The sequence below is a fragment of the Mesorhizobium bavaricum genome (assembly GCF_056781655.1).
Window position 1 is genome coordinate 4,981,381 of the sequence record NZ_CM165566.1, and the last position, 21,728, is coordinate 5,003,108.

A 21,728-nucleotide genomic window follows, 5' to 3' on the forward strand; every position below is an offset into this window, starting at 1 on the left:
TGTGAAATGGGTATTTTACACCGAGAGACCACCTCCCCGTCGGAAAATCCTCTTTGAGCGACCTGCGCTCGATATCTCAGGAGGTGATTCGCTAGGCGTTGAGCAGTTTCTGCAGGTCAGGGAATTCTATCCTGTTGCCGTCGATCTCAAAGCGAAGATGCTCGATCTTCGTCTTTTCCAATGCCTCCGAGAACAATGGACTCGCAGGCAGACCACGGGAGACCAACACCCGGCGGACATCGGTGCCCTGATCAACCGTATAGACGATGAGCTGCCCAATCGCCGTGAACGTGCTCTGTGCCCCCGGCGGTACTTTGATCTCGAACACAACTGTCGCTTTCCCATTCTTGTCCTGGAGGAACAGATCAGGGGCAATGTTTCCGGAGAGACGCTTGTTCCCGTAAGATAGCCCTAGCCGTCTAAGTTCTGTCGCAAGACCCTTTTGGACTTTCCCGTGGATCCGTTTAAAGGCTATCTGGCGCTGGACAGAATAGAAGCCGTCCTGGTCGTTTTCGGGCCGGTAGTCGTGAGTACCAGCCTTACCCGCCTCTTCCGGGGGTACGCCCGAGGCAATCAGTGCCGTCCGATAGGCGGGCAAATTGCGGCGTAGTTCACGGATCCGGGCAGCCTCTCGCACAAAATTCGGAAGCTTGATTGGTAATCGGGTCGGCTCTATCCGACCGAGGACGAAGAGAAGCACCAACTTGCTTGCGTCTTTGATTTCCTCGCGCTCGAAACCTCGAATAAGGTCTGAGAAGGCGCTGGCCGGAACCGAATATTTACCGCCTCCAAGCCCCCCTTTGTGAGCGAAGTAGAGATCACCTTTTTCGTCCTTGACCACCTGTCCGTTGCAGCTAAGCAGCCGCCTCACCGGAATATTGATCTCTATGGCAGGCTGCCAGGTGGGCGCGCCGACGCCGAATCCGCAGAAATATCTGTTGCCGCTCCATAGGTGGTCCGCGATACTGCCCCACATTTCGAGGTCAGGACGATAGTAGACCGGCGCGTCGACGATTTTGCCTCCCGGCGTGGAGATGGTCTGCGTGGACGCGAGCGCATCGCTGCTTATGGCGCGGCCCAACGTCTCCCTCGCCTGCTCAAGCGTGCTTCGGTCAGTTACCAACTCGAACATATTCCTCCTCCGTCGTAGGCACGGGGCGCGTGGTGCCCACTTGCAACCAGTTGTTTCGTTCTAGGGACTCTGGCGCGGCGACTGTCATGCGGCCTTTGATGCCGAAGGCTTATTGTCACGCCGCGCATCGATCAGAACCACGTCCTTGCTCTCCTCCAACCCGAGCTTCTTGAGAATACCCTTCACCCGCACCAGCTCAGCTGCGGTAAAGTAGATGATCGCCTTGATGGCCAGCATCGCATCGCTCGCCGCCTGGTAAATCTCTGCTTGGTTGGCCAGGTTCTGCTCGAGCCTGGTATTCTTCGCCAGCTTCATCTCGACCAGGGTCTTGTCTCGGCCCGGGCTAATCTTAAAGTTCACCGGCCCTCGGCCGTCATTCGCTTCCGCGCCGGCGTCAGAAGGCGTGCCAAACCACACCAGGCGATAGAGGACATGGAGATCCTTTTCGCGTTCGATTGGCTCGCCTTTATCATCGTAGAAAAAGCGGTGCCCGCCTTTGTGCTCGATGACATCCTTGAGGTAGGCCAGGCGCGCGTGCGCTTCGTCGTGCGTCGTCTTGCCGACCTTATAAAAATCTGTTTCCGCTAACAGGACTGATTGGAGCTCCTGCAGCTGCCGGATGAACAGATATTCGATCGCGAGAACCTTTTCCTCACTGACATCCTTCGCCTCATCGCCGCGGATCTCCTTGAGGCGGATGTAGTAGTCGATGATCTGAGGAAATTTCTGCATGGTTGCAACCACGGCAGCTGAGCGTTCTTTTTTAGTAGGTCTTCTCCCCACTTTCGCACGCCGACTCATTCTCGGGTCGGGAGCCTCCTCCGCTTTTCTCCTTCGATGAAGCTCTAACTCGAAATAATTGAAAACTGACGCCCTTAGCTCGGTGTCAGATATGGCCTCAGGGATTTCTTCGAAGCCAGTGATCAGATCGCCCCGATTGATCCAGTTTTCGTCGCGGGTGAGTATGTCCCTCGGGGTGAGGATCACTAAGTCGCCATTGACCCAAGGCAGCTTGTAGCGGGCCCGAGACCAACTCTGCGTCTTGTAATTGAACATCGCGCGATCGACCCATACCTCCCGCACCGCGTCGACCGGCAGATGGTCTGTGGCAAACTTCTCGGTATAACGGCACAGGAAATCTTTGATCAGGTTCGTGGTGAAGTCGCTGATGTTGTCGCGGCCAACTCCATCCGAAACCAGGCAAACCTTTTCGAGGTGACTACTTTCACTGATCCTCTCTGCGCCAAAATCGGAAAAGATAACATGCAGGTTGGCATGCAGATTCCTGGCGAAATCGATTCCAAGGCCGGCACCTTCATTGCCTGTTTCTGAGAACGATGCGGCCTCAAATACGGTGCCGATCAGGCTTTCCTGGCGGAAGGTTTCATCGACCTTGGCCGCCCTTGCCCATCTCGTGACTCGTCTCTGTAGCAGACACTTATCGCGATCAGCCCTGAAGATCCACAGAGAATTATTACCGACATCTGCACATTATACTTTTTTATTTTGCATTTTAGCACTACAAAATAAAATCAGATGAACTAATACTCAAATTATTTCCAGATAGCACAATAAGTATATCTGCTACAGCATCTCCATTTGCATCAGCCTGGACGATCGTGTTGCCGCCAGACTCAAACCACGTTAACGCATGGGCGACAATACTATTGTTCTGACCTCCGAACCCAAAAGCTTGATTGCCTCCCACAGAGCTGTTGGCGTCAATTGCCGACACATCGATGCTGTCGGACCCATGCTGGAAGTCGTTCAGCGTATCCCAGGTCGATGGATTGCTATCTGCAACTGCGCTGAAGACAAATCGGTCGTTTCCAATACCTCCGATAAGGATGTCTGTGCCTGCTCCGCCGTTGATTGCATCGTTTCCTGCAAGTCCGGATATGTTGTTGTTAGAACCGTTGCCCGTCAGCGTGTCGCCGAATGCCGAGCCGGTCAGGTTCTCGAATGCTGAGAGTGTGTCGCTTCCAGCGCCAATGGTGTTCTGGGCGACCGTTGTGGCAAGGCTCGCCGTGATGGCCGCGGTCGCGTGCTCGTAGCTCAGCGTATCGATGCCGGCGCCGCCGTTCAGCACGTTGTTGCCGCCATCGCCCTCGAGCGTATCGTTCTGCGCAGAGCCCAGAAGGCCCTCGATGCTGGAAAAGGTGTCGCCTTCGGCATCGCCGCCATGGCTTATGCCGGTCATCAGGCTGACGTTCACACCAGCCGCCGACGCCGCATAGCTGGCCGTGTCGATGCCCACGTCACCGATCAGAGTGTCGGCGCCGCCAAGACCGGCCAGGGTGTTGTTGCCGGTGTTGCCGGTGATCACGTTGGCAAGCGCGTTGCCAGTGCCGGCCAGGTTGGCCGTGCCGGTCAGCGTCAGGTTCTCGACGTCCCCCAAGACGTGGAGGGCATCCGAAAGGTTGAAAGCAATCGACGAGCGAACCAGATCGATGCCGTCACCGCCGGTCTCGTCGACGATATCTCCAGCGTTGTCGACAACGTAAGTGTCGCTGCCGGCGCCGCCGAGCATGGTGTCAGCGCCCGTTCCGCCATTGATCAGGTCGTCGCCGTCCAGGCCGGCGATCACATTGGCTGCCGTGCTGCCCGTCAGCGTGTCGCCGAATGCCGAGCCGATCAGGTTCTCGAAGGCTGAGAGTGTGTCGCTGCCGGCGCCAATGGTGTTTTGGGCCGCCGTCGTCGCAAGGCTCGCCGTGATGGCCGCGATCGCGTGCTCGTAGCTCAGCGTATCGATGCCGGCGCCGCCGTTCAGCACGTTGTTGCCGCCATCGCCCTCGAGCGTATCGTTCTGTGCAGAGCCCACAAGCCCCTCAATGCCGGAGAAGGTGTCGCCTTCGGCATCGCCGCCTTGAGCCAGGCCGGTCATCAGGCTGACATTCACACCAGCCGCCGACGCCGCATAGCTGGCCGTGTCGGTCCCTGCGTCACCGATGAGCGTATCGGCACCGCCAAGACCGGCCAGGGTGTTGTTGCCGGTGTTGCCGGTGATCACGTTGGCGAGCGCATTGCCGGTGCCAGCCAAATTGGCCGTCCCTGTCAGCGTCAGGTTCTCGACGCTTCCAAAGACGTGCAGGGCATCGGAGAGATTGAAAGCAATCGAAGAGCGAACCAGATCGATGCCGTCACCGCCCGTCTCGTCCACGATGTCTCCGGTGTTGTCGACAACGTAAGTGTCGCTGCCTGCGCCGCCGAGCATACGGTCAGCGCCAGCACCGCCATTGATCAGGTCGTCGCCGTCCAGGCCGGCGATCACATTGGCTGCCGTGCTGCCCGTCAGCGTGTCGCCGAATGCCGAGCCGATCAGGTTCTCGAAGCCGGAGAGGGTATCGCTGCCCGCGCCAATAGTGTTCTGGGCCGCCGTCGTCGCAAGGCTCGCCGTGATGGCCGCGATCGCGTGCTCGTAGCTCAGCGTATCGATGCCAGCGCCGCCGTTCAGCACGTTGTTGCCGCCATCGCCCTCGAGCGTGTCGTTCTGTGCGGAGCCCAGAAGGCCCTCGATGCTGGAGAAGGCGTCGCCTTCGGCATCGCCGCCTTGAGCCAGACCGGTCATGAGGCTGACATTCACACCAGCCGCCGACGCCGCATAACTGGCCGTGTCGGTGCCCACGTCACCGATCAGAGTGTCGGCGCCGCCAAGACCGGCCAAGGTGTTGTTGCCGGTGTTGCCGGTGATCACGTTGGCAAGCGCATTGCCAGTGCCGGCCAGGTTGGCCGTGCCGGTCAGCGTCAGGTTCTCGACGTCCCCCAAGACGTGGAGGGCATCCGAAAGGTTGAAAGCAATCGACGAGCGAACCAGGTCGGTGCCGTCACCGCCCGTCTCGTCGACGATGTCTCCCATGTTGTCGACAACGTAAGTGTCGGTGCCTGCGCCGCCGATCATGGTGTCGGCACCCGTCCCGCCATTCAGCACGTCGTCGCCGCCCAGGCCGGAGATCACGTTGGCTGCCGTGCTGCCCGTCAGCGTGTCGCCGAATGCCGAGCCGATCAGGTTCTCGAAGCCGGAGAGGGTATCGCTGCCCGCGCCAATAGTGTTCTGGGCCGCCGCCGTCGCAAGGCTCGCCGTGATGGCCGCGGTCGCGTGCTCGTAGCTCAGCGTATCGATGCCAGCGCCGCCGTTCAGCACGTTGTTGCCGCCATCGCCCTCGAGCGTGTCGTTCTGTGCGGAGCCCAGAAGGCCCTCGATGCTGGAGAAGGCGTCGCCTTCGGCATCGCCGCCTTGAGCCAGACCGGTCATCAGGCTGACATTCACACCAGCCGCCGACGCCGCATAACTGGCCGTGTCGGTGCCCACGTCACCGATCAGAGTGTCGGCGCCGCCAAGACCGGCCAAGGTGTTGTTGCCGGTGTTGCCGGTGATCACGTTGGCAAGCGCATTGCCAGTGCCGGCCAGGTTGGCCGTGCCGGTCAGCGTCAGGTTCTCGACGTCCCCCAAGACGTGGAGGGCATCCGAAAGGTTGAAAGCAATCGACGAGCGAACCAGGTCGGTGCCGTCACCGCCCGTCTCGTCGACGATGTCTCCCATGTTGTCGACAACGTAAGTGTCGGTGCCTGCGCCGCCGATCATGGTGTCGGCACCCGTCCCGCCATTCAGCACGTCGTCGCCGCCCAGGCCGGAGATCACGTTGGCTGCCGTGCTGCCCGTCAGCGTGTCGCCGAATGCCGAGCCGATCAGGTTCTCGAAGCCGGAGAGGGTATCGCTGCCCGCGCCAATAGTGTTCTGGGCCGCCGCCGTCGCAAGGCTCGCCGTGATGGCCGCAATCGCGTGCTCGTAGCTCAGCGTATCGATGCCGGCGCCGCCGTTCAGCACGTTGTTGCCGCCATCGCCCTCGAGCGTGTCGTTCTGTGCGGAGCCCAGAAGGCCCTCGATGCTGGAGAAGGCGTCGCCTTCGGCATCGCCGCCTTGAGCCAGACCGGTCATGAGGCTGATGTTCACACCAGCCGCCGACGCCGCATAGCTGGCCGTGTCGGTGCCCACGTCACCGATCAGAGTGTCGGCACCGCCAAGCCCCGCCAAGGTGTTGTTGCCGGTGTTGCCGGTGATCACGTTGGCAAGCGCATTGCCAGTGCCGGCCAGGTTGGCCGTGCCGGTCAGCGTCAGGTTCTCGACGTCCCCCAAGACGTGGAGGGCATCCGAAAGGTTGAAAGCAATCGAAGAGCGAACCAGGTCGGTGCCGTCACCGCCCGTCTCGTCGACGATGTCTCCCATGTTGTCGACAACGTAAGTGTCGGTGCCTGCGCCGCCGATCATGGTGTCGGCACCCGTCCCGCCATTCAGCATGTCGTCGCCGCCAAGCCCATTGAGAATGTCGTTCCCGCCAAGTCCCAAGATCGTGTCGGACTCTGGTGTCCCGGTGTGGGTCTGGCCGGCGTTGGTACCCGTTATCGTCTGTCCCGCAACATCTGTAACAGTTATTGAAAGCGACTGATTGTCGACAAGATTGCCATCGGAAACCGCGATCGTCACGTCGTAGACGTTGTCGCCGCCAGCATCTCCGGGAGCCTCAAAGTCGGGTGCCGTCTGGAAATTCAGCGCACCATTGCCGGGATCAATCTGGAACAGCGCGGCATCGGGGCCGCCGATGATCGAATAGGTGAGCGTAGCTCCCGCATCCGGATCGGTCGCCGTGACGCTGGTCACCGCCGTGGTGTTCTCCGCAATCGAGATCTGAGCGGTATCACCTCCGCCATTCGAGGTGATGACCGGAGCGGTATTTTGCGTGATCACAAGTTGGGCATAATCAGGATCGGCCGCCGGTGTCACGGTCAAAACGCCATTGATTTCGCCGGAGAGCACGATGGTACTGTCAAAAACCCCGTCGCCGTTCCCATCGATGTCGATGAATGTATCCGTTGCTGTCGTGCGAAGACGATAGTCGCTTGGGGAGGCGGATCCGAAGGCGACCATGATTTTCTCACCGTATCCGTAGTCGGTGATCCGATCTCCATTCCAATCGGTGACACTTCCGGCAAATGTATCGACGCCGCCGCCGCCGGTAAGGGTGTCGACGTCATATTGCCCGGCGAGTTGGTCATCCCCATCCCCGCCGATTAGTATGTCGTTGCCGAAGTTCCCTTGGATCTCGTCTGCTTGGGATGACCCAATAAGCGTGTCTGCCGATAACGACCCGCCCATATAAATTGAGTCGTTGGAACTCCAGTTCGAAAAGGTCCATGCTCCGATATCGAGAGTTCCCGGTGCATCCATCAAAATGTTGATTGCGTTGGCTCCGCCATTGCCCCCGACGGACGCATTCTGAGACAATCCCGATCCAATCTGCGTCGAGGAAAAAGTGACGATCGCAGGAATGGCTGCTCCACCGAAGCTCAAAGATTCAATCGACCCGAGGGTGGCCAGGCGGAAGTCGTTGTTGCCGAAGATGAGCAGATCATCCGCGCCGCCCCCGCCGTCAATCGATTCACCGCTTGCAACATCCCCGGTATTGAAGCTGAACCGGTCGTTGCCTGCCCCACCCTGGATGATGTCAGCGCCAAGACTGCCGAAAATAACATCATTGACCGCGGAGCCAATCAAAACGTCGTTGGCGTTGGAGCCTATCAGCTCGATACTGTCATTCGGGCCCCAGTTCTGGAATACAGCGGCACTAAGGTCAGCCGTTCCTCCCGAAAGGGAGGTGACGCGCACGGATACCTGGTCGAAAAATGAGCTGCCCACGAAGGTATTTATCTGACCCGCTCCGACATTGTCGCTGCTGAGCCATACCGTTGCGGCAGAAATGGTATCGAACGCCAGGCGCTCTATGCCTGTGATGCTTGTCCGGTAGAGGTCGCTGTTGTTCCCTTCGACCGAGACGGTGTCGAATCCTGCTCCACCGTCGATCGTGTCACCCAAAGCACTGTCAAGGATGCTGTAATGGATGATATCATTTCCTTCGCCGCCATCGAGGACATCTGATCCTGACCCGCCGCGCAAGTTGTCGTCGCCACCCCCGCCTGAGATCGTGTCGTTTCCGCCGAGTCCAAGAATAGTTTCGTCTTCGCTGGTCCCAACAAGCACGTTGTCAAATTCGTCACCGATGATCGTATTCGGTGCATCGATCACCGTAATTGCGACCCCCTGGCCCGTGCTCAGCGTGCCGTCGGAGGCGGTGACGGTGATGTCGTAGACGTTGCTGGCATCTTGATCGAGCGGGGTCTCGAAGTCGGGCGCCGCCTTGAAGGTGATCTCACCTGTGGAGGCGTTGATGTCAAACAGCGCAGCGTCCGTGCCGTCCAGCGAATAGGTCAGCGCACCGAGATTGTCGGCATCGTTGGCGTTCGCGTCATAGGCCACGCCCGTGCCGTTCTCGGCGAAGCTGGCGGTCGTGCCCGAACTGAACACCGGAGCATTGTCATTGACGTTGGTCACGGTGACCGTAATGGTCTGGGTGTCCAGGCCGCCATGGCCATCTCCAGCCTGCACGACGACCTGATAGAACTGATCGAAGATCCCGCCGTTGAGATTCGGGTTCTCAAAATCTGGCGCCGTCACGAAAGACAATGCGCCCGACTGGCCGTCAATCGAAAACAGGTTGGCGTCAAACCCTCCGACGATGGAGTGGATAAGCGTATCACCAGCATCCGGATCTGTTGCTGTGACAGTGGTCACCGCGGTCGTGTTCTCGGCAATGTTGATTGATGCATCGTCTCCGCCGCCGTTAGAGACAATCGAAGGAGGATGATTTGTAGCAACAGGCGAGATTTCAATCAAAACACTGTCAGTCAAAGCTCCGCCAGAACCAGTGTTTCCTCCATCACTAAACGTGATGGTAGCCGTACGCGGCGCATCTGTAATGATTTGATAGAAGTTATCCAGAACGAGCGACTTTAGCAGTCCGTCAACTGCAGCTGCCGTCGCATTGCTGTTAAGGGTAAAGTACATATTTGTGGTGCCAAGTCCGGACACTGTTCCGACGTCGACGCCATCGACTGTAAAATGCAGAATGCCGTTGACGTACCCAACTTGCACGTTGCCCGTAGGCAGGTTGTTCATGATGCTGAAGCGGTCGCCCGGATCTCCACCGGACAGCGAGACGGTAATCTGCCCGCCAACGAAATTGGCCGGACTGTCCGGATCGGTGATGTGCGCTGTCGGAAGCAAGCCAACTGCGCCTCCGGTATAGGTAACCCGAGTCGGCGTGTTCGGCGTTAGATCCGGCGCGTCGTTGACCGGGGTGATGTCGAGGCTGGCGGAACCGGCGACGCCGCCGCCGTTACCGTCGCTGACCGTGTAGGAGAAGGCCACATCCGTGTCGTCATTGGCGGCCGGCGTGTAGTTCCAGGTGCCGTCGCCATTGTCGATCAACGAACCGTTGCCGGAGGCGATGGCCAGGCTGGTGGCCGTGAGGCTATCGCCGTCGGCATCGGTGGCATTAGCCAGAAGCTCTGCCTGTGTGATGACCAGGATGCCGGAATCCTCGGCGATCGATGCCAGGGTCACCGCCGTGGTGGTCGGCGCAACGTTGACGCCTGGCGTGATGTCAAGGCTCGCAGAGCCGGCGACGCTCCCGCCGTGGCCGTCGCTGACCGTGTAGGAGAAGGACACATCCGTGTCGTCATTTGCTGCCGGCGTGTAGTTCCAGGTGCCGTCGCCATTGTCGACCAACGAGCCGGTGCCGGAAGCGATGGCCAGGCTGGTGGCCCCGAGGCCGTCGCCCTCAGCATCAGTGGCGTTGGCCAACAACTCGCTCTGAGTGATGAGCCGGGCACCGGAATCCTCGGCGATGGGTGCCAGGGTCACCGCCGCGGTGGTCGGTGCGTCGTTGACGGGGGTGATGTCGAGGCTGGCGGAGCCGGCGACACTGCCGCCGTTGCCGTCGCTGACCGTGTAGGAGAAGGACACATCCGTGTCGTCATTGGCGGCCGGCGTGTAGTTCCAGGTGCCGTCGCCATTGTCGATCAACGAGCCGGTGCCGGAAACGATGGCCAGGCTGGTGACCGCGAGGCTGTCACCCTCGGCATCGGTGGCGTTTGCCAACAGCTCGCTCCGAGTGATGAGCCGGGCACTGGAATCCTCCGCAACCCCTGTCAAGGTCACCGTCGTGGTGGTTGGCGCATCGTTGCTGCCAGTGATGGCGATGTCGATCTGGGAAGTGTCGGTCCCACCTTTGACATCGATGACCCGATAGGTGAACGAATCGGTCACCGCCGCTCCGCCCGCGAGGGCTTGGGTGTCTAGGTCGTTGTCGTCGAGCGAATAAACGTAGCTGCCATCTACACCTATCAGCAGTGTGCCGTAGGTTCCGATGAGGGTGGTTGGACCAGAAACGGACGTGAACGCAGCGCCTGAGGCTTCAGGTCCTGCGCGCGCGCCACTGACGGCCAACGTGTCGCCTAAACTCAAGTCGGCATCTGTGTCGTTGCCGAGGACGTTTCCTGAGGCTATGGCATCGCCCGTCGTGCTGTTGGCCACACCTCCCGCTTCGGCCACGCTGTCTGAAGCATTGTCATCAATCACGCCAGCAGGGGCGTCGTTGATAATCTCGGCGGCCAAGAAGGTGCCGTTGGAGAAAGCGAAGTTCTCGATGTTCGACACGGTGTCAGTGCCATCCGCACCCACGTTGTCAGCGATCGTGTAAACACCAGACGAAACGCTGATCGTGTAGTTCCTCCAGGGGCCCGCATACACAACCGTGTCGTCACCCCCGCCACCATCGATTGCGTCATTGCCGGCTGAACCAGAGAGGACGTTCGCCAGTGCGTCGCCGGTAAGCGAGTCGTTGCCGCCACCTCCCGTCACACCCTCGAAATTGCGAATTGTGTCCTCCGACACGCCGCCCACGATCGCGACGGCGTCCGAGGTGCCGTTCAGTGTTATGATTACGGCGTCAACCCGATCACTGTAGCTGACGACATCATTGCCACCTCCGCCGTCCAGAACGTCGACCCCGCGGCCACCATTGATGACGTCGTCGAAAGCCGTTCCGACGATTGTGTTCGCTCCGGCATTGCCCGTCAGGCTGAGGCCATATGTGAGGCTGCTCGCGTCAAGATTGAGCGCAGTTGTCCCAGTGGTGCTGCCAAACACGTCAGAAATGACAACTTCCTCAATGGAGGCGACCCCTGCACGTAGCGCAAGTGTATCGTTGGCTATGGTGCTGGCGAAACGGATCGTGTCAAAGCCCACGCCGCCGTCAATTGTCTCCCCCAGCGCGTAATGTGTAGCTCGCTCGATGACGACGATGTCATTGCCGTTGCCGCCATAAATGGCGTCGACGCCCTGGTCTCCGAAGATCTGGTCGTTGCCGTCGTTGCCATATATCGTGTCATTGTCGCCGCCGCCGTGGAGTTCGTCGGCACCGGAATCGCCATAGAGAGTGTCATCGCCGAGTTCGCCAAACAGCCTATTGACCGCAGTGTCGCCAGTTAGGTTGGCAAGGCCACCGATGAGCGTGTCGGCGTCGTCGCCGCCGTGGAGCGTATCGGCGCCGAGTCCACCGATAAGCATGTCGCTGCCTTCGTCGCCGTTCAAGATGTCGTCGCCGGCTTGGCCGTCGAGCTGGTCGTTACCCAACCCACCATTCAGCGTGTCGATGCCATCGCCACCGTAGATGACGTCATTGCCGGCGAGGCCGTTCACCGTGTCGTCGCCACCGACCGCGTAGATGATGTCGTCTTTTGGGGTGCCTGGGATCACTTCATCGATGTTGCGACCAACCAGCGCAATGAAATTGTCGGGCAGGAAGTCGGCTTCTGATAGGTCGGTTGACGTGCCGGTGAGTTCAACGAAGAGATCATCAGCATCGAGCACGAAGTTGTTGTTGATGTCGCCGATGAGAATCGTGTCGGCACCGACATGCGTCCACCAGATCTGGGTAAATCCGTCACCGATATCGGCTCCTCCGAGCGCTGTGCCTATCGAAAGGGTGTCGACTGCGGGATCGAAATTAGCGAGCGCGATCTCGCCACGAAACACCAGTGGCCCGCCGTCATACGAGCCGGGAGTGCCACGCCCGACGGAGAGATCGAGCTTGTCGCCGTCTTCAACTTTGAAGTCGGTGATCGTGTCATGCGCGGCAAACGTCGATTGCGAGGCCGACAAGACCCTGAAGATGTCGGCTTCCGTGTCGCCGGTCAGGGTATCGGCACCATCGCCACCGTCGAGCGTATCCGTACCGGACCCGCCGTCGAGTTGATCGATGCCAGCTCCGCCGTAGAGCGTGTCTGCGCCATCCTCGCCGGCGAGCTCATCACCCCCATCGTTGCCAAAGATCGTGTCATTGTCGCCACCACCATGGAGTTCGTCGTGGCCGGCGTCACCGTAGAGATTGTCATTGCCAAGCTCACCAAACAGCTTATTGACCGCAGTGTCGCCAGTTAGGTTGGCAAGGCCACCGATGAGCGTGTCGGCGTCATCACCGCCGTGCAGCGTATCGGCGCCGAGCCCGCCAACGAGAGTGTCGCTGCCTTCGTCGCCGTTCAGGAAATCGTCGCCGGCTTGGCCGTCGAGCTGGTCGTTATCCAACCCACCATTCAGCGTGTCGATGCCATCGCCACCGTAGATGACGTCATTGCCGGCGAGGCCGTTCACGGTGTCGTCGCCACCGACCGAGTAGATGACATCATCACCGGAAGTGCCCGGAATCAGATCCGGACCCTGCGTTCCGACAATCACCTTGAAATTTTCGGGCAGGAAATCCAGTTTGGTGAGCTGAATGTTAGGGCCATCCAACTGGACGACCAGGTCGGTTCCGTCGAGTTCGAAATTGCCGTTGGTGTCTCCATAAAGATACGTGTGGCCGTTGAGTTCTTTCCACCAAATTTGTGAAAACCCTGTCCCGAGATCGCTTCCCTGCAAGACACCATCAGGGGTGACAGCCCCGATGAACTGGTCCCCAAGCGTTCCGGTAAAAGTGGCTCCGAGTTGCCCCATGAACACCAGTGGCCCGCCGTCATACGAGCCGGGAGTGCCACGCCCGACGGAGAGATCGAGCTTGTCGCCGTCTTCAACTTTGAAGTCGGTGATCGTGTCATGCGCGGCAAACGTCGATTGCGAGGCCGACAAGACCCTGAAGATGTCGGCTTCCGTGTCGCCGGTCAGGGTATCGGCACCATCGCCACCGTCGAGCGTATCCGTACCGGACCCGCCGTCGAGTTGATCGATGCCAGCTCCGCCGTAGAGCGTGTCTGCGCCATCCTCGCCGGCGAGCTCATCACCCCCATCGTTGCCAAAGATCGTGTCATTGTCGCCACCACCATGGAGTTCGTCGTGGCCGGCGTCACCGTAGAGATTGTCATTGCCAAGCTCACCAAACAGCTTATTGACCGCAGTGTCGCCAGTTAGGTTGGCAAGGCCACCGATGAGCGTGTCGGCGTCATCACCGCCGTGCAGCGTATCGGCGCCGAGCCCGCCAACGAGAGTGTCGCTGCCTTCGTCGCCGTTCAGGAAATCGTCGCCGGCTTGGCCGTCGAGCTGGTCGTTATCCAACCCACCATTCAGCGTGTCGATGCCATCGCCACCGTAGATGACGTCATTGCCGGCGAGGCCGTTCACGGTGTCGTCGCCACCGACCGAGTAGATGACATCATCACCGGAAGTGCCCGGAATCAGATCCGGACCCTGCGTTCCGACAATCACCTTGAAATTTTCGGGCAGGAAATCCAGTTTGGTGAGCTGAATGTTAGGGCCATCCAACTGGACGACCAGGTCGGTTCCGTCGAGTTCGAAATTGCCGTTGGTGTCTCCATAAAGATACGTGTGGCCGTTGAGTTCTTTCCACCAAATTTGTGAAAACCCTGTCCCGAGATCGCTTCCCTGCAAGACACCATCAGGGGTGACAGCCCCGATGAACTGGTCCCCAAGCGTTCCGGTAAAAGTGGCTCCGAGTTGCCCCATGAACACCAGTGGCCCGCCGTCATACGAGCCGGGAGTGCCACGCCCGACGGAGAGATCGAGCTTGTCGCCGTCTTCAACTTTGAAGTCGGTGATCGTGTCATGCGCGGCAAACGTCGATTGCGAGGCCGACAAGACCCTGAAGATGTCGGCTTCCGTGTCGCCGGTCAGGGTATCGGCACCATCGCCACCGTCGAGCGTATCCGTACCGGACCCGCCGTCGAGTTGATCGATGCCAGCTCCGCCGTAGAGCGTGTCTGCGCCATCCTCGCCGGCGAGCTCATCACCCCCATCGTTGCCAAAGATCGTGTCATTGTCGCCACCACCATGGAGTTCGTCGTGGCCGGCGTCACCGTAGAGATTGTCATTGCCAAGCTCACCAAACAGCTTATTGACCGCAGTGTCGCCAGTTAGGTTGGCAAGGCCACCGATGAGCGTGTCGGCGTCATCACCGCCGTGCAGCGTATCGGCGCCGAGCCCGCCAACGAGAGTGTCGCTGCCTTCGTCGCCGTTCAGGAAATCGTCGCCGGCTTGGCCGTCGAGCTGGTCGTTATCCAACCCACCATTCAGCGTGTCGATGCCATCGCCACCGTAGATGACGTCATTGCCGGCGAGGCCGTTCACGGTGTCGTCGCCACCGACCGAGTAGATGACATCATCACCGGAAGTGCCCGGAATCAGATCCGGACCCTGCGTTCCGACAATCACCTTGAAATTTTCGGGCAGGAAATCCAGTTTGGTGAGCTGAATGTTAGGGCCATCCAACTGGACGACCAGGTCGGTTCCGTCGAGTTCGAAATTGCCGTTGGTGTCTCCATAAAGATACGTGTGGCCGTTGAGTTCTTTCCACCAAATTTGTGAAAACCCTGTCCCGAGATCGCTTCCCTGCAAGACACCATCAGGGGTGACAGCCCCGATGAACTGGTCCCCAAGCGTTCCGGTAAAAGTGGCTCCGAGTTGCCCCATGAACACCAGTGGCCCGCCGTCATACGAGCCGGGAGTGCCACGCCCGACGGAGAGATCGAGCTTGTCGCCCTCGGACTGTCTGAAATCGGTGACGTGATCGATTCCCGCCAGCGTCGAGGAGCTCGCACTAAAGAAGCGGAAAACATCCGCGTCACCATCACCAGTGAGGATGTCTGTTCCATCTCCGCCGTCGAGCACGTCGGTGCCAGCGCCGCCCTCAAGCGTGTCGTCGCCCGTACCACCCTGCAGCGTGTCATCATTGGCATCACCGAAGAGGTGATCAACACCGTCATTGCCAGAGAGAGTATCGTTGCCGTCGCCACCGTGAAGTTCATCGTGACCGGCATCTCCGTAAAGAGAGTCGTTGCCAATGCCGCCATCAAGCGTGTTGGCAGACAGGTCGCCGTTGCCGCTAACGTCAAGCCCGCCGATGAGCGTGTCATCATTGTCGCCGCCGTGCAGATCATCGGCGCCAAGTCCGCCGATGAGGGTGTCGTTGCCTTCGTCCCCGTTCAGGATGTCGTCGCCCAATCCTCCCGCGAGCGTATCGTTATTTAGCCCGCCATTCAGCGTGTCGATGCCGTCATCGCCGAAGAGCTGATCGTCGCCGCTACCGCCGTTCAGCGTGTCAATCCCGTCGCCGCCATGGAGTTGGTCATTGCCACCATTGCCGTTCAGGACGTCGTCACCACCCTGGCCGAAGCCAATGTTGCCAACTTCCGAGCCCTCATAAGTAGGGTCAGCCTGATCTGTGCCTCGGTACACTATGAGAGAGTCGGAAAAGTCGGCGGCGACGAGTGTGGCGGCGGGATTGCTATTCGTCAGATGAATGAGCATGTCCTGCTCGCCAAACTGGCCGTCATCGTCGGCATCGACCCAGATTTCGATGCCGGCCCAGTTTCCGATGGTCGTGTAGTGCCAGGAGATGTCAGCGAAGCCGTCGGGCGACAAGAACGATCCTGATGGAACGCCCTGCGTATAGCTGAAGTCGAGCTGCGCCAAGTTGAAGGCCAGAGGTAGATTGCCGTAGAAACTGGGCAAGTCGATGAGGTCGCCACCGACCCCGCCCATTCCCTCGAAATCGGTGATGGTGTCGACTGTCGAGGGCGAGGATTCGCTGCGCGGGATACCGAACCCAAACTTGTAGACGTCGTTACCGCCGCCGCCCGTCATCGTGTCAGCGCCAAGACCGCCTTCGATTGTGTCGGCGCCACCACCTCCAAAGATTATGTCGCTGCCATCACCACCCACGAGGGTGTCAGCACCCGTACCTCCAGTAAATGTATCCGATCCGTCGCCTCCAATCAGGCGCAGACTACCCGAGGAAACCAAACTGCCATCAACGATTAGATGGTCGTTCTGACCTTCAGCCGAGCCATCAACGGCGAGAGCTCCGCCCAATGCGCTTGAGACCGCCTCGTTGCTGAGCGTTAGATTGAATGTTCCCCCGCCCTGATAGACGATATTTTCGACCTCAGTGATCGTTGTTGGCAAAAGCGGGACCGAGAGACTGCCAGAAACGATCACCGTATCGTTGCCGCCGCCGCCATCTATGGCATCAGTCGGATCTAGGTGATCACCCACGACGATTGTGTCGTCCGCAGCGCCAGCGGTTACAGTGTCAGAACCGGTGTTGCGAAAATAGAAATAGTCGGCTTGGTCAGACCCAGTCAGCTGGTTAGAAGTATCGAAACGAACGACGCTGCCGTCGGCGAATGCGAAATTAGCATCCAGAAGTTCATCTATGGTGACAGTAGCGAGTGTGACTGTGGTGCCGTTGCACGTCACAACCACATCCGACCCAAGCTGCAAGAACGTCAGCTCACTTGCGGAGAAACCTCCATCGAATGCGAGCTGATCCTCTGAAAAGGAGAACGAAACCGTCGTCCCAGCAGCGTCTGCAAAGTTAATGATATTTGCCATTCCCGCCTCCCCCAATTACCGAGCTGGCATTCGCCACTGTTGTCCGGCCAAATTGCCGTTTGAATCCTCATATTCCGGCGGTCAGTTGCGCTACGAAACCCCCATTTGGGTGGAGTCGGCCTAGTTCATAGTTGTTCTCAGCGTTTTGCAGACGGGATCCCGGAACTTCGTAGCGACTTCTTGGCTGGATGTGGGATGCGTGGCGGCCTTCAGCACTGCATCAAGTCTCGCATTTAGACCAGCAAGCCAAAGTCTGCCGCCAAAACGAAACGCGCTCTTGACTTCCCGCATCCCGTCGCGGGCTTGTGCTCGACTGACAACATCTAGCTATACAACTTCAGTATATTAGAATATCCTCATCTAGGGATTCTTACGTGTGGATTTGGGGAGGCGTGCCCATGGGAAAGGGTCGCCCAGCTTTTGGGTCGGGAGAAAGGATTGGCGGCTATGATGAGAATCGTGTTGCCTCAATAAGTAACACGGTTGCTGAAGCAATTGATGCCGCGACGTTCGGGGTGGTTTCCTGGGATGAGGTGCCGCGCGCAATGGGGGAAGCATTCCCCGGATCGTTGTGCTCCCTCCTGAATCACAATGTTGCCGAAAACAAACTAAATTTTCAGGCCGTCCACAACATGGATCCAGATTACCTGAAATTGTATGCAGATTACTATGCAAGGTTAAATCCGTGGATACCGTTGTGGCAGGCGGTCGAAAGTGGAACGGTTCTGATCGCCGAGGAAGACTGTCCGGCACGTACGTTCGCGGATACGGAATTCTACAATGACTGGCTCCGTCCGCAGAAAGACATCGAGGCAGCGGTCGGCATAAAAATAGATGGCGGGCCACGGGAAGTCATTCATCTCCCAGTGCACTATCCGCTTTCCAAGGCCAGCTCTTACGACCGAGCTGCGGCCGAAGTTCTCACGCGGATACGAAGCAATCTGCGAAGGTCGGTCGATCTTGGACATTTACTCAGGCAAAGGACCGAGGACGCTATGGCGGGTGCCGCCTTGGTCGAACGCGCCTGCTGCGCGGCATTCGTCATAGATAGAGACAGACATCTCCGCGATGCGAACCAGCAGGCTGTTGACATGTTTTCCGCAGGTTCCGTGGCTGTAGTCCGCCACGGCGGCGTGTGCCTCTCAAATGCTCGCGCCGACAACCTGTTCCGCGATGGGATTGTCGCGCTCTCCAAAGGATCGCTCCCGGACTTGTACCAAATTCCTTTCTGCATCGAAGGACGCAACTGGCAAGTTTCGTTTGCGCCGCTTCCGGCCATGTTGGCTTCCGGCGTCCTGTCCCTATTTCTCACTAGATCGATGGTTCTTGTCCTTATCCGCGATCTGGACGCGCGCCTCCGCCGCCATGGTGATTTGTCGGCATTTGCCCTGCAGTACGGACTGACCAGAGCCGAAATCATGTTTTGCGAGCGGTTGGCCCAAGGGGATTCGCTTGCCGAGACGGCCGGCGTTCTCGGGATCAAGGTTGAAACCGCACGCGATAGGGTCAAATCGATATTCCACAAGACTGGAACGCATCGACAAGGCCAGCTTGTGGCGATGCTTGGCGTCTCAATCTAATGCGCCATGGAGGCTCACAGGCTCAGTCCCTTTGCCAGGTCCTCTTGGCACCGCCTACGCAGTCTGGACGGGCATCGGCGCGGTAGGCTCACTGTTGGTGGGCATGATCTTGCTGAGAGAAAGCAACGACTACCCCGTTCGGCTAACATTCGCGGCGTCACGATCCTCGGTGTCGTTGGGACTGCATGTCTGAAATGCACCTCGAAGCCGACATCAGGGTCGGGTATCTTGGCGTGTTACCGAAGGTGGATATCGGCCTTCAGAACGGGACCGACTCGGACATCTTCGTCTCCATGGACGGCCATCTCTATAAGGGTGTGGCCACGAGCACGAGCGGCGAACTCAAGGGCGGATATTCTGGCGACTACATCTTGACCGACGACCCGAAGTTCAAGCGCGACGTGGGCCGGAAGTGCCTCAAGCACTGACCGCCTGCTCTGACCACTCATGGCTACGGTCTTGATGTTCGCCATTCACGTCGAGCTATCCTCTCGACAAGGCCATGAACCATCATAAAAACCGACACGGCAGCAAGGCTTTGCTGCCAGCTTTAAGATACGCAGCAGAGGGTAGATAGCTCCCTCCTCGCACTCAATTTTTGCGCAGATAGCCAGTGTCGAGCGCCTCCGCCGAGCGTCGTAAGCGCTCGAATCAATCGGGCACATCGGGCCCGGCGCTATCTAACCTATGGATATTGGACGCCCAGCCGGTCGACCTTCTTGGTTCAACGGGCAGCACATGCCGGCCTCGGCCTGCACCGCCCAAGCGAACGCGGGGGCGCACTGCATCCTTCGGCGGTCAATGCAAGTGAAGTCGGCCCTACCCTTCTGGTTCGGCACGACGCTTCCGAGGCTCGATCGAGGAGAATTATCCGACACTGCGGCAGTCGTGATGCCAAGCGTGAAGTCACCAAAGGAGCCGTCCCTGCTCAAGAGCTCCGGTCAGCGATCAATCTAACCAACTTGGACTAGGGCGTATCGGCTTCTCGGTTCTATCTGTGGTCCTCTTGGTTCCAAGCGCTTCGCGCCTTTCAACCTTTCCAATTCTTGGATCATCAGCAAAACCATTGGAGGCATCATCATGCCCCGTCGCAGGCGCCTTCAATAAATGCACACTTATCGTTGGAACCTGCTGACCGAATTTCCAGCCAACCGCCGCAGGAAAGTCTGATCAACGGGGAACTCTCCAGCCATCCGATCCTCAATCCATTTCGACCAAACCTAAGCCGAACCAGATTTTCGTTCCCCCTAAAGCGCTCCTAAAACCTACCGGATCCGCTCCTGGGAAATCCGAGTTGCCATCACATCCTGGGTTCAGTGAGACAGCTCAAAATATGGCGAGGGTCTATATTTCCGGCAATGGCACCCAAGATTGCTAACTTCTTCGTCATCTCCCTTCAGAAGCCGGACGACGTTGCTCAAGCTGGACTGCTCAAGGCCACGTCCTGCACCGTTCAATTTCGGGAGGGCTCCCCAACGCGATTGAACGACGGCAGCCTGCCTCAAAGGCAGTGATCTGATCGGCAGCTGATCTATATCGCTTTCCTCGGTTTGCGGATCGCTCAAACGATAGCGCAACCAACCAACCACCATCACCCATGAACCAATAGGAGTATTCTCACCATGAGAATCCTTGCACGACGTCAGTTCTCAGACCCGAGTTCCATTACCGGCCTGCCGTGGATCCTTTTCTGCAGCCTCAACCTGCCGATCGGTACGCCCGTCAACACGATGGAGCGTCCGTCAAGTCGGTGGCCAGAACGTCGACAGCGTGAATTCCGAGACGGCACGCAAAGACCTGCTCAACCTTGCAAAGCCTCTATCCGAAACTTCGGCCGGGCGATGAAATGGATATACCTGGTTCTGTATCCAGCTGCGCCGCGTCAACGAGGACGCCAACGTCCCGCAGGATATCAACGAATACAGCATAGATCTCGTCACGCTGCTCACCGGTACGTTCGTCAGTCTCTCGTCCGCATCCGAAGGACTGACCGCACAGCATCCTGCACACGACCATCCTCGGAAGGCTGAGTGGATCCAGAGAGGGGGCAGGGAAAGAATCCTTGCTCCCTTTTTAAGTGCTCACACGATAGAGAAATCCTAAAAATATCTTCGAGATCGCTGATCGCGAAAGTTGGAAAAGTTGAACTCGTTTCCAACCTTGGTTCCAACTTTCTAAATGCTATTCTGACTTTTTCTCCAACATCGGCGTCAGGGAACCTAAAGCCAACGACCCCTGCGTTGTGCTCGCTTCCCCGGTTCTCACCCAACTTTCGCAAATCTTAAGAAATGTAATACGATTTACATCGGGATCATCGTGGCCTGCCCAAACATCAGTTCGCTGCTCGCTCCGATGGGAGGGTTTTCTCACAAACGAGACCCCGCCTTTCACCAGCTCAAATGACTGCGAAATGCTCGTTGCGAACGACAGCTATGCGCCTCATGTCAGTCATTCCTACGGTCCCGTCCATTCACCAAAAGCGGAAATCGCTAATGCACGGGCCACAGGCAGCTTTACGCCCATGAGCTAGCCTTTGCGTTGTAAGCTCACCTGGGACTACGTTCGGTCGAACTAAGAGGCTGTGTCGAAATTGATTGTCAGACATGTAAATCGTCGAGCAGCGCCTTGGCATCCTTCGGATCGAGCGTGTCGACCTATCGAAAAACATTTCCGCTTTCGCCCTGCCGGCGACCCGGAGGACCTCCGCTTCGTACCATCGTTCCCCGGTGGTCTCGATTGCCGTCATCGCCTGGCCGTTGCAGTCCTAGGCCTCGTCGAACCGGTCGAGATCCAGATGAGCGATCGCCAAGCATGACATGTGCAATGGCACCCACAGTGTGGATCCGGTCGACCGAAAAGTGCCCAGTCCAGAAGTCAACAGGTCAGCTACGTCGGAAGCCTTGCCGGTCAGGGCGTCTTTGTCGCCCGCCACTGCGACCAGTTCGTCCGCGTCGCCTCCAAAAGAGCATCTGAGAACTCCCTCGGCGCGATAAAAAGGTCGGCTGACCACTTTCCGGCTATCCGGATGCGCTGAAGGCGATGTTCCTGGCGCGATGTCGAGAATTCCGGCTGATCCAGGTCAGCAAGGAATCGCAGCGCCACCGCTTCGGCCTTCGGCCTTCGGCCGACGGGCTGAGACTCTTCCCGAGGATCAACTGCCGTTGGGTCTTGAGGAAGCCGAGCAACTGGCCGCGGGCGAGGAAGAGAAGGATCAGTCTGCTCCCGCCCAGCGCGCCAGGAGCCAGTTGCACCTCCGGAACCAGCTCCCAAGCAGAAACGG

5 protein-coding genes and 2 pseudogenes are annotated in these 21,728 nt (G+C 58.6%); 4 read left to right on the plus strand and 3 right to left on the minus strand.

The window, feature by feature from the left end; translation table 11 throughout:
- Positions 1 to 91: 91 nt before the first annotated feature.
- The 3 genes from AC1RZR_RS24520 to AC1RZR_RS24535 all read right to left on the minus strand — a co-directional run bounded on the left by AC1RZR_RS24520 (position 92) and on the right by AC1RZR_RS24535 (position 16,868).
- A complete protein-coding gene (locus AC1RZR_RS24520; RefSeq protein ID WP_481826249.1) occupies positions 92 to 1,132 on the minus strand; it encodes a hypothetical protein in 1,041 nt (346 codons plus the stop codon).
- Between the two features lie 84 nt (positions 1,133 to 1,216).
- Positions 1,217 to 2,599 (minus strand): DUF8370 family protein, encoded by a 1,383-nt coding sequence (locus AC1RZR_RS24525; RefSeq protein ID WP_488657412.1) that lies wholly within the window; start codon positions 2,597 to 2,599, stop codon positions 1,217 to 1,219.
- A gap of 52 nt (positions 2,600 to 2,651) precedes the next feature.
- Positions 2,652 to 16,868: a cadherin-like domain-containing protein gene (locus AC1RZR_RS24535; RefSeq protein ID WP_481826252.1), complete on the minus strand. Its 14,217-nt coding sequence runs from the start codon at positions 16,866 to 16,868 to the stop codon at positions 2,652 to 2,654.
- Between the two features lie 398 nt (positions 16,869 to 17,266).
- On the opposite strand from AC1RZR_RS24535, the gene AC1RZR_RS24540 reads away from it, so the two are divergent.
- The 4 genes and pseudogenes from AC1RZR_RS24540 to AC1RZR_RS24555 all read left to right on the plus strand — a co-directional run.
- On the plus strand, positions 17,267 to 18,448 hold the full coding sequence (locus AC1RZR_RS24540) for a helix-turn-helix transcriptional regulator (RefSeq protein WP_481826253.1): 1,182 nt from the start codon (positions 17,267 to 17,269) through the stop codon (positions 18,446 to 18,448).
- Between the two features lie 40 nt (positions 18,449 to 18,488).
- Positions 18,489 to 18,641, plus strand: a pseudogene (locus tag AC1RZR_RS24545) (SMR family transporter); the annotation flags it as partial.
- Between the two features lies 1 nt (position 18,642).
- The gene (locus tag AC1RZR_RS24550) at positions 18,643 to 18,876 is read left to right on the plus strand and encodes a hypothetical protein (RefSeq protein WP_481826254.1); all 234 of its coding nucleotides are present in this window, start codon (positions 18,643 to 18,645) and stop codon (positions 18,874 to 18,876) included.
- A 2,611-nt stretch (positions 18,877 to 21,487) separates the two neighbouring features.
- Positions 21,488 to 21,684: pseudogene (locus AC1RZR_RS24555) on the plus strand (IS66 family transposase); the annotation flags it as partial.
- Positions 21,685 to 21,728: the final 44 nt, after the last annotated feature.

Excerpts from the sequence above, each read along its gene's own strand:
- AC1RZR_RS24520 (WP_481826249.1), bottom strand. The coding sequence starts at position 1,132 with ATGTTCGAGTTGGTAACTGACCGAAGCACGCTTGAGCAGGCGAGGGAG.
- AC1RZR_RS24535 (WP_481826252.1), bottom strand. The coding sequence starts at position 16,868 with ATGGCAAATATCATTAACTTTGCAGACGCTGCTGGGACGACGGTTTCG.
- AC1RZR_RS24540 (WP_481826253.1), top strand. The coding sequence starts at position 17,267 with ATGGGAAAGGGTCGCCCAGCTTTTGGGTCGGGAGAAAGGATTGGCGGC.
- AC1RZR_RS24550 (WP_481826254.1), top strand. The coding sequence starts at position 18,643 with ATGCACCTCGAAGCCGACATCAGGGTCGGGTATCTTGGCGTGTTACCG.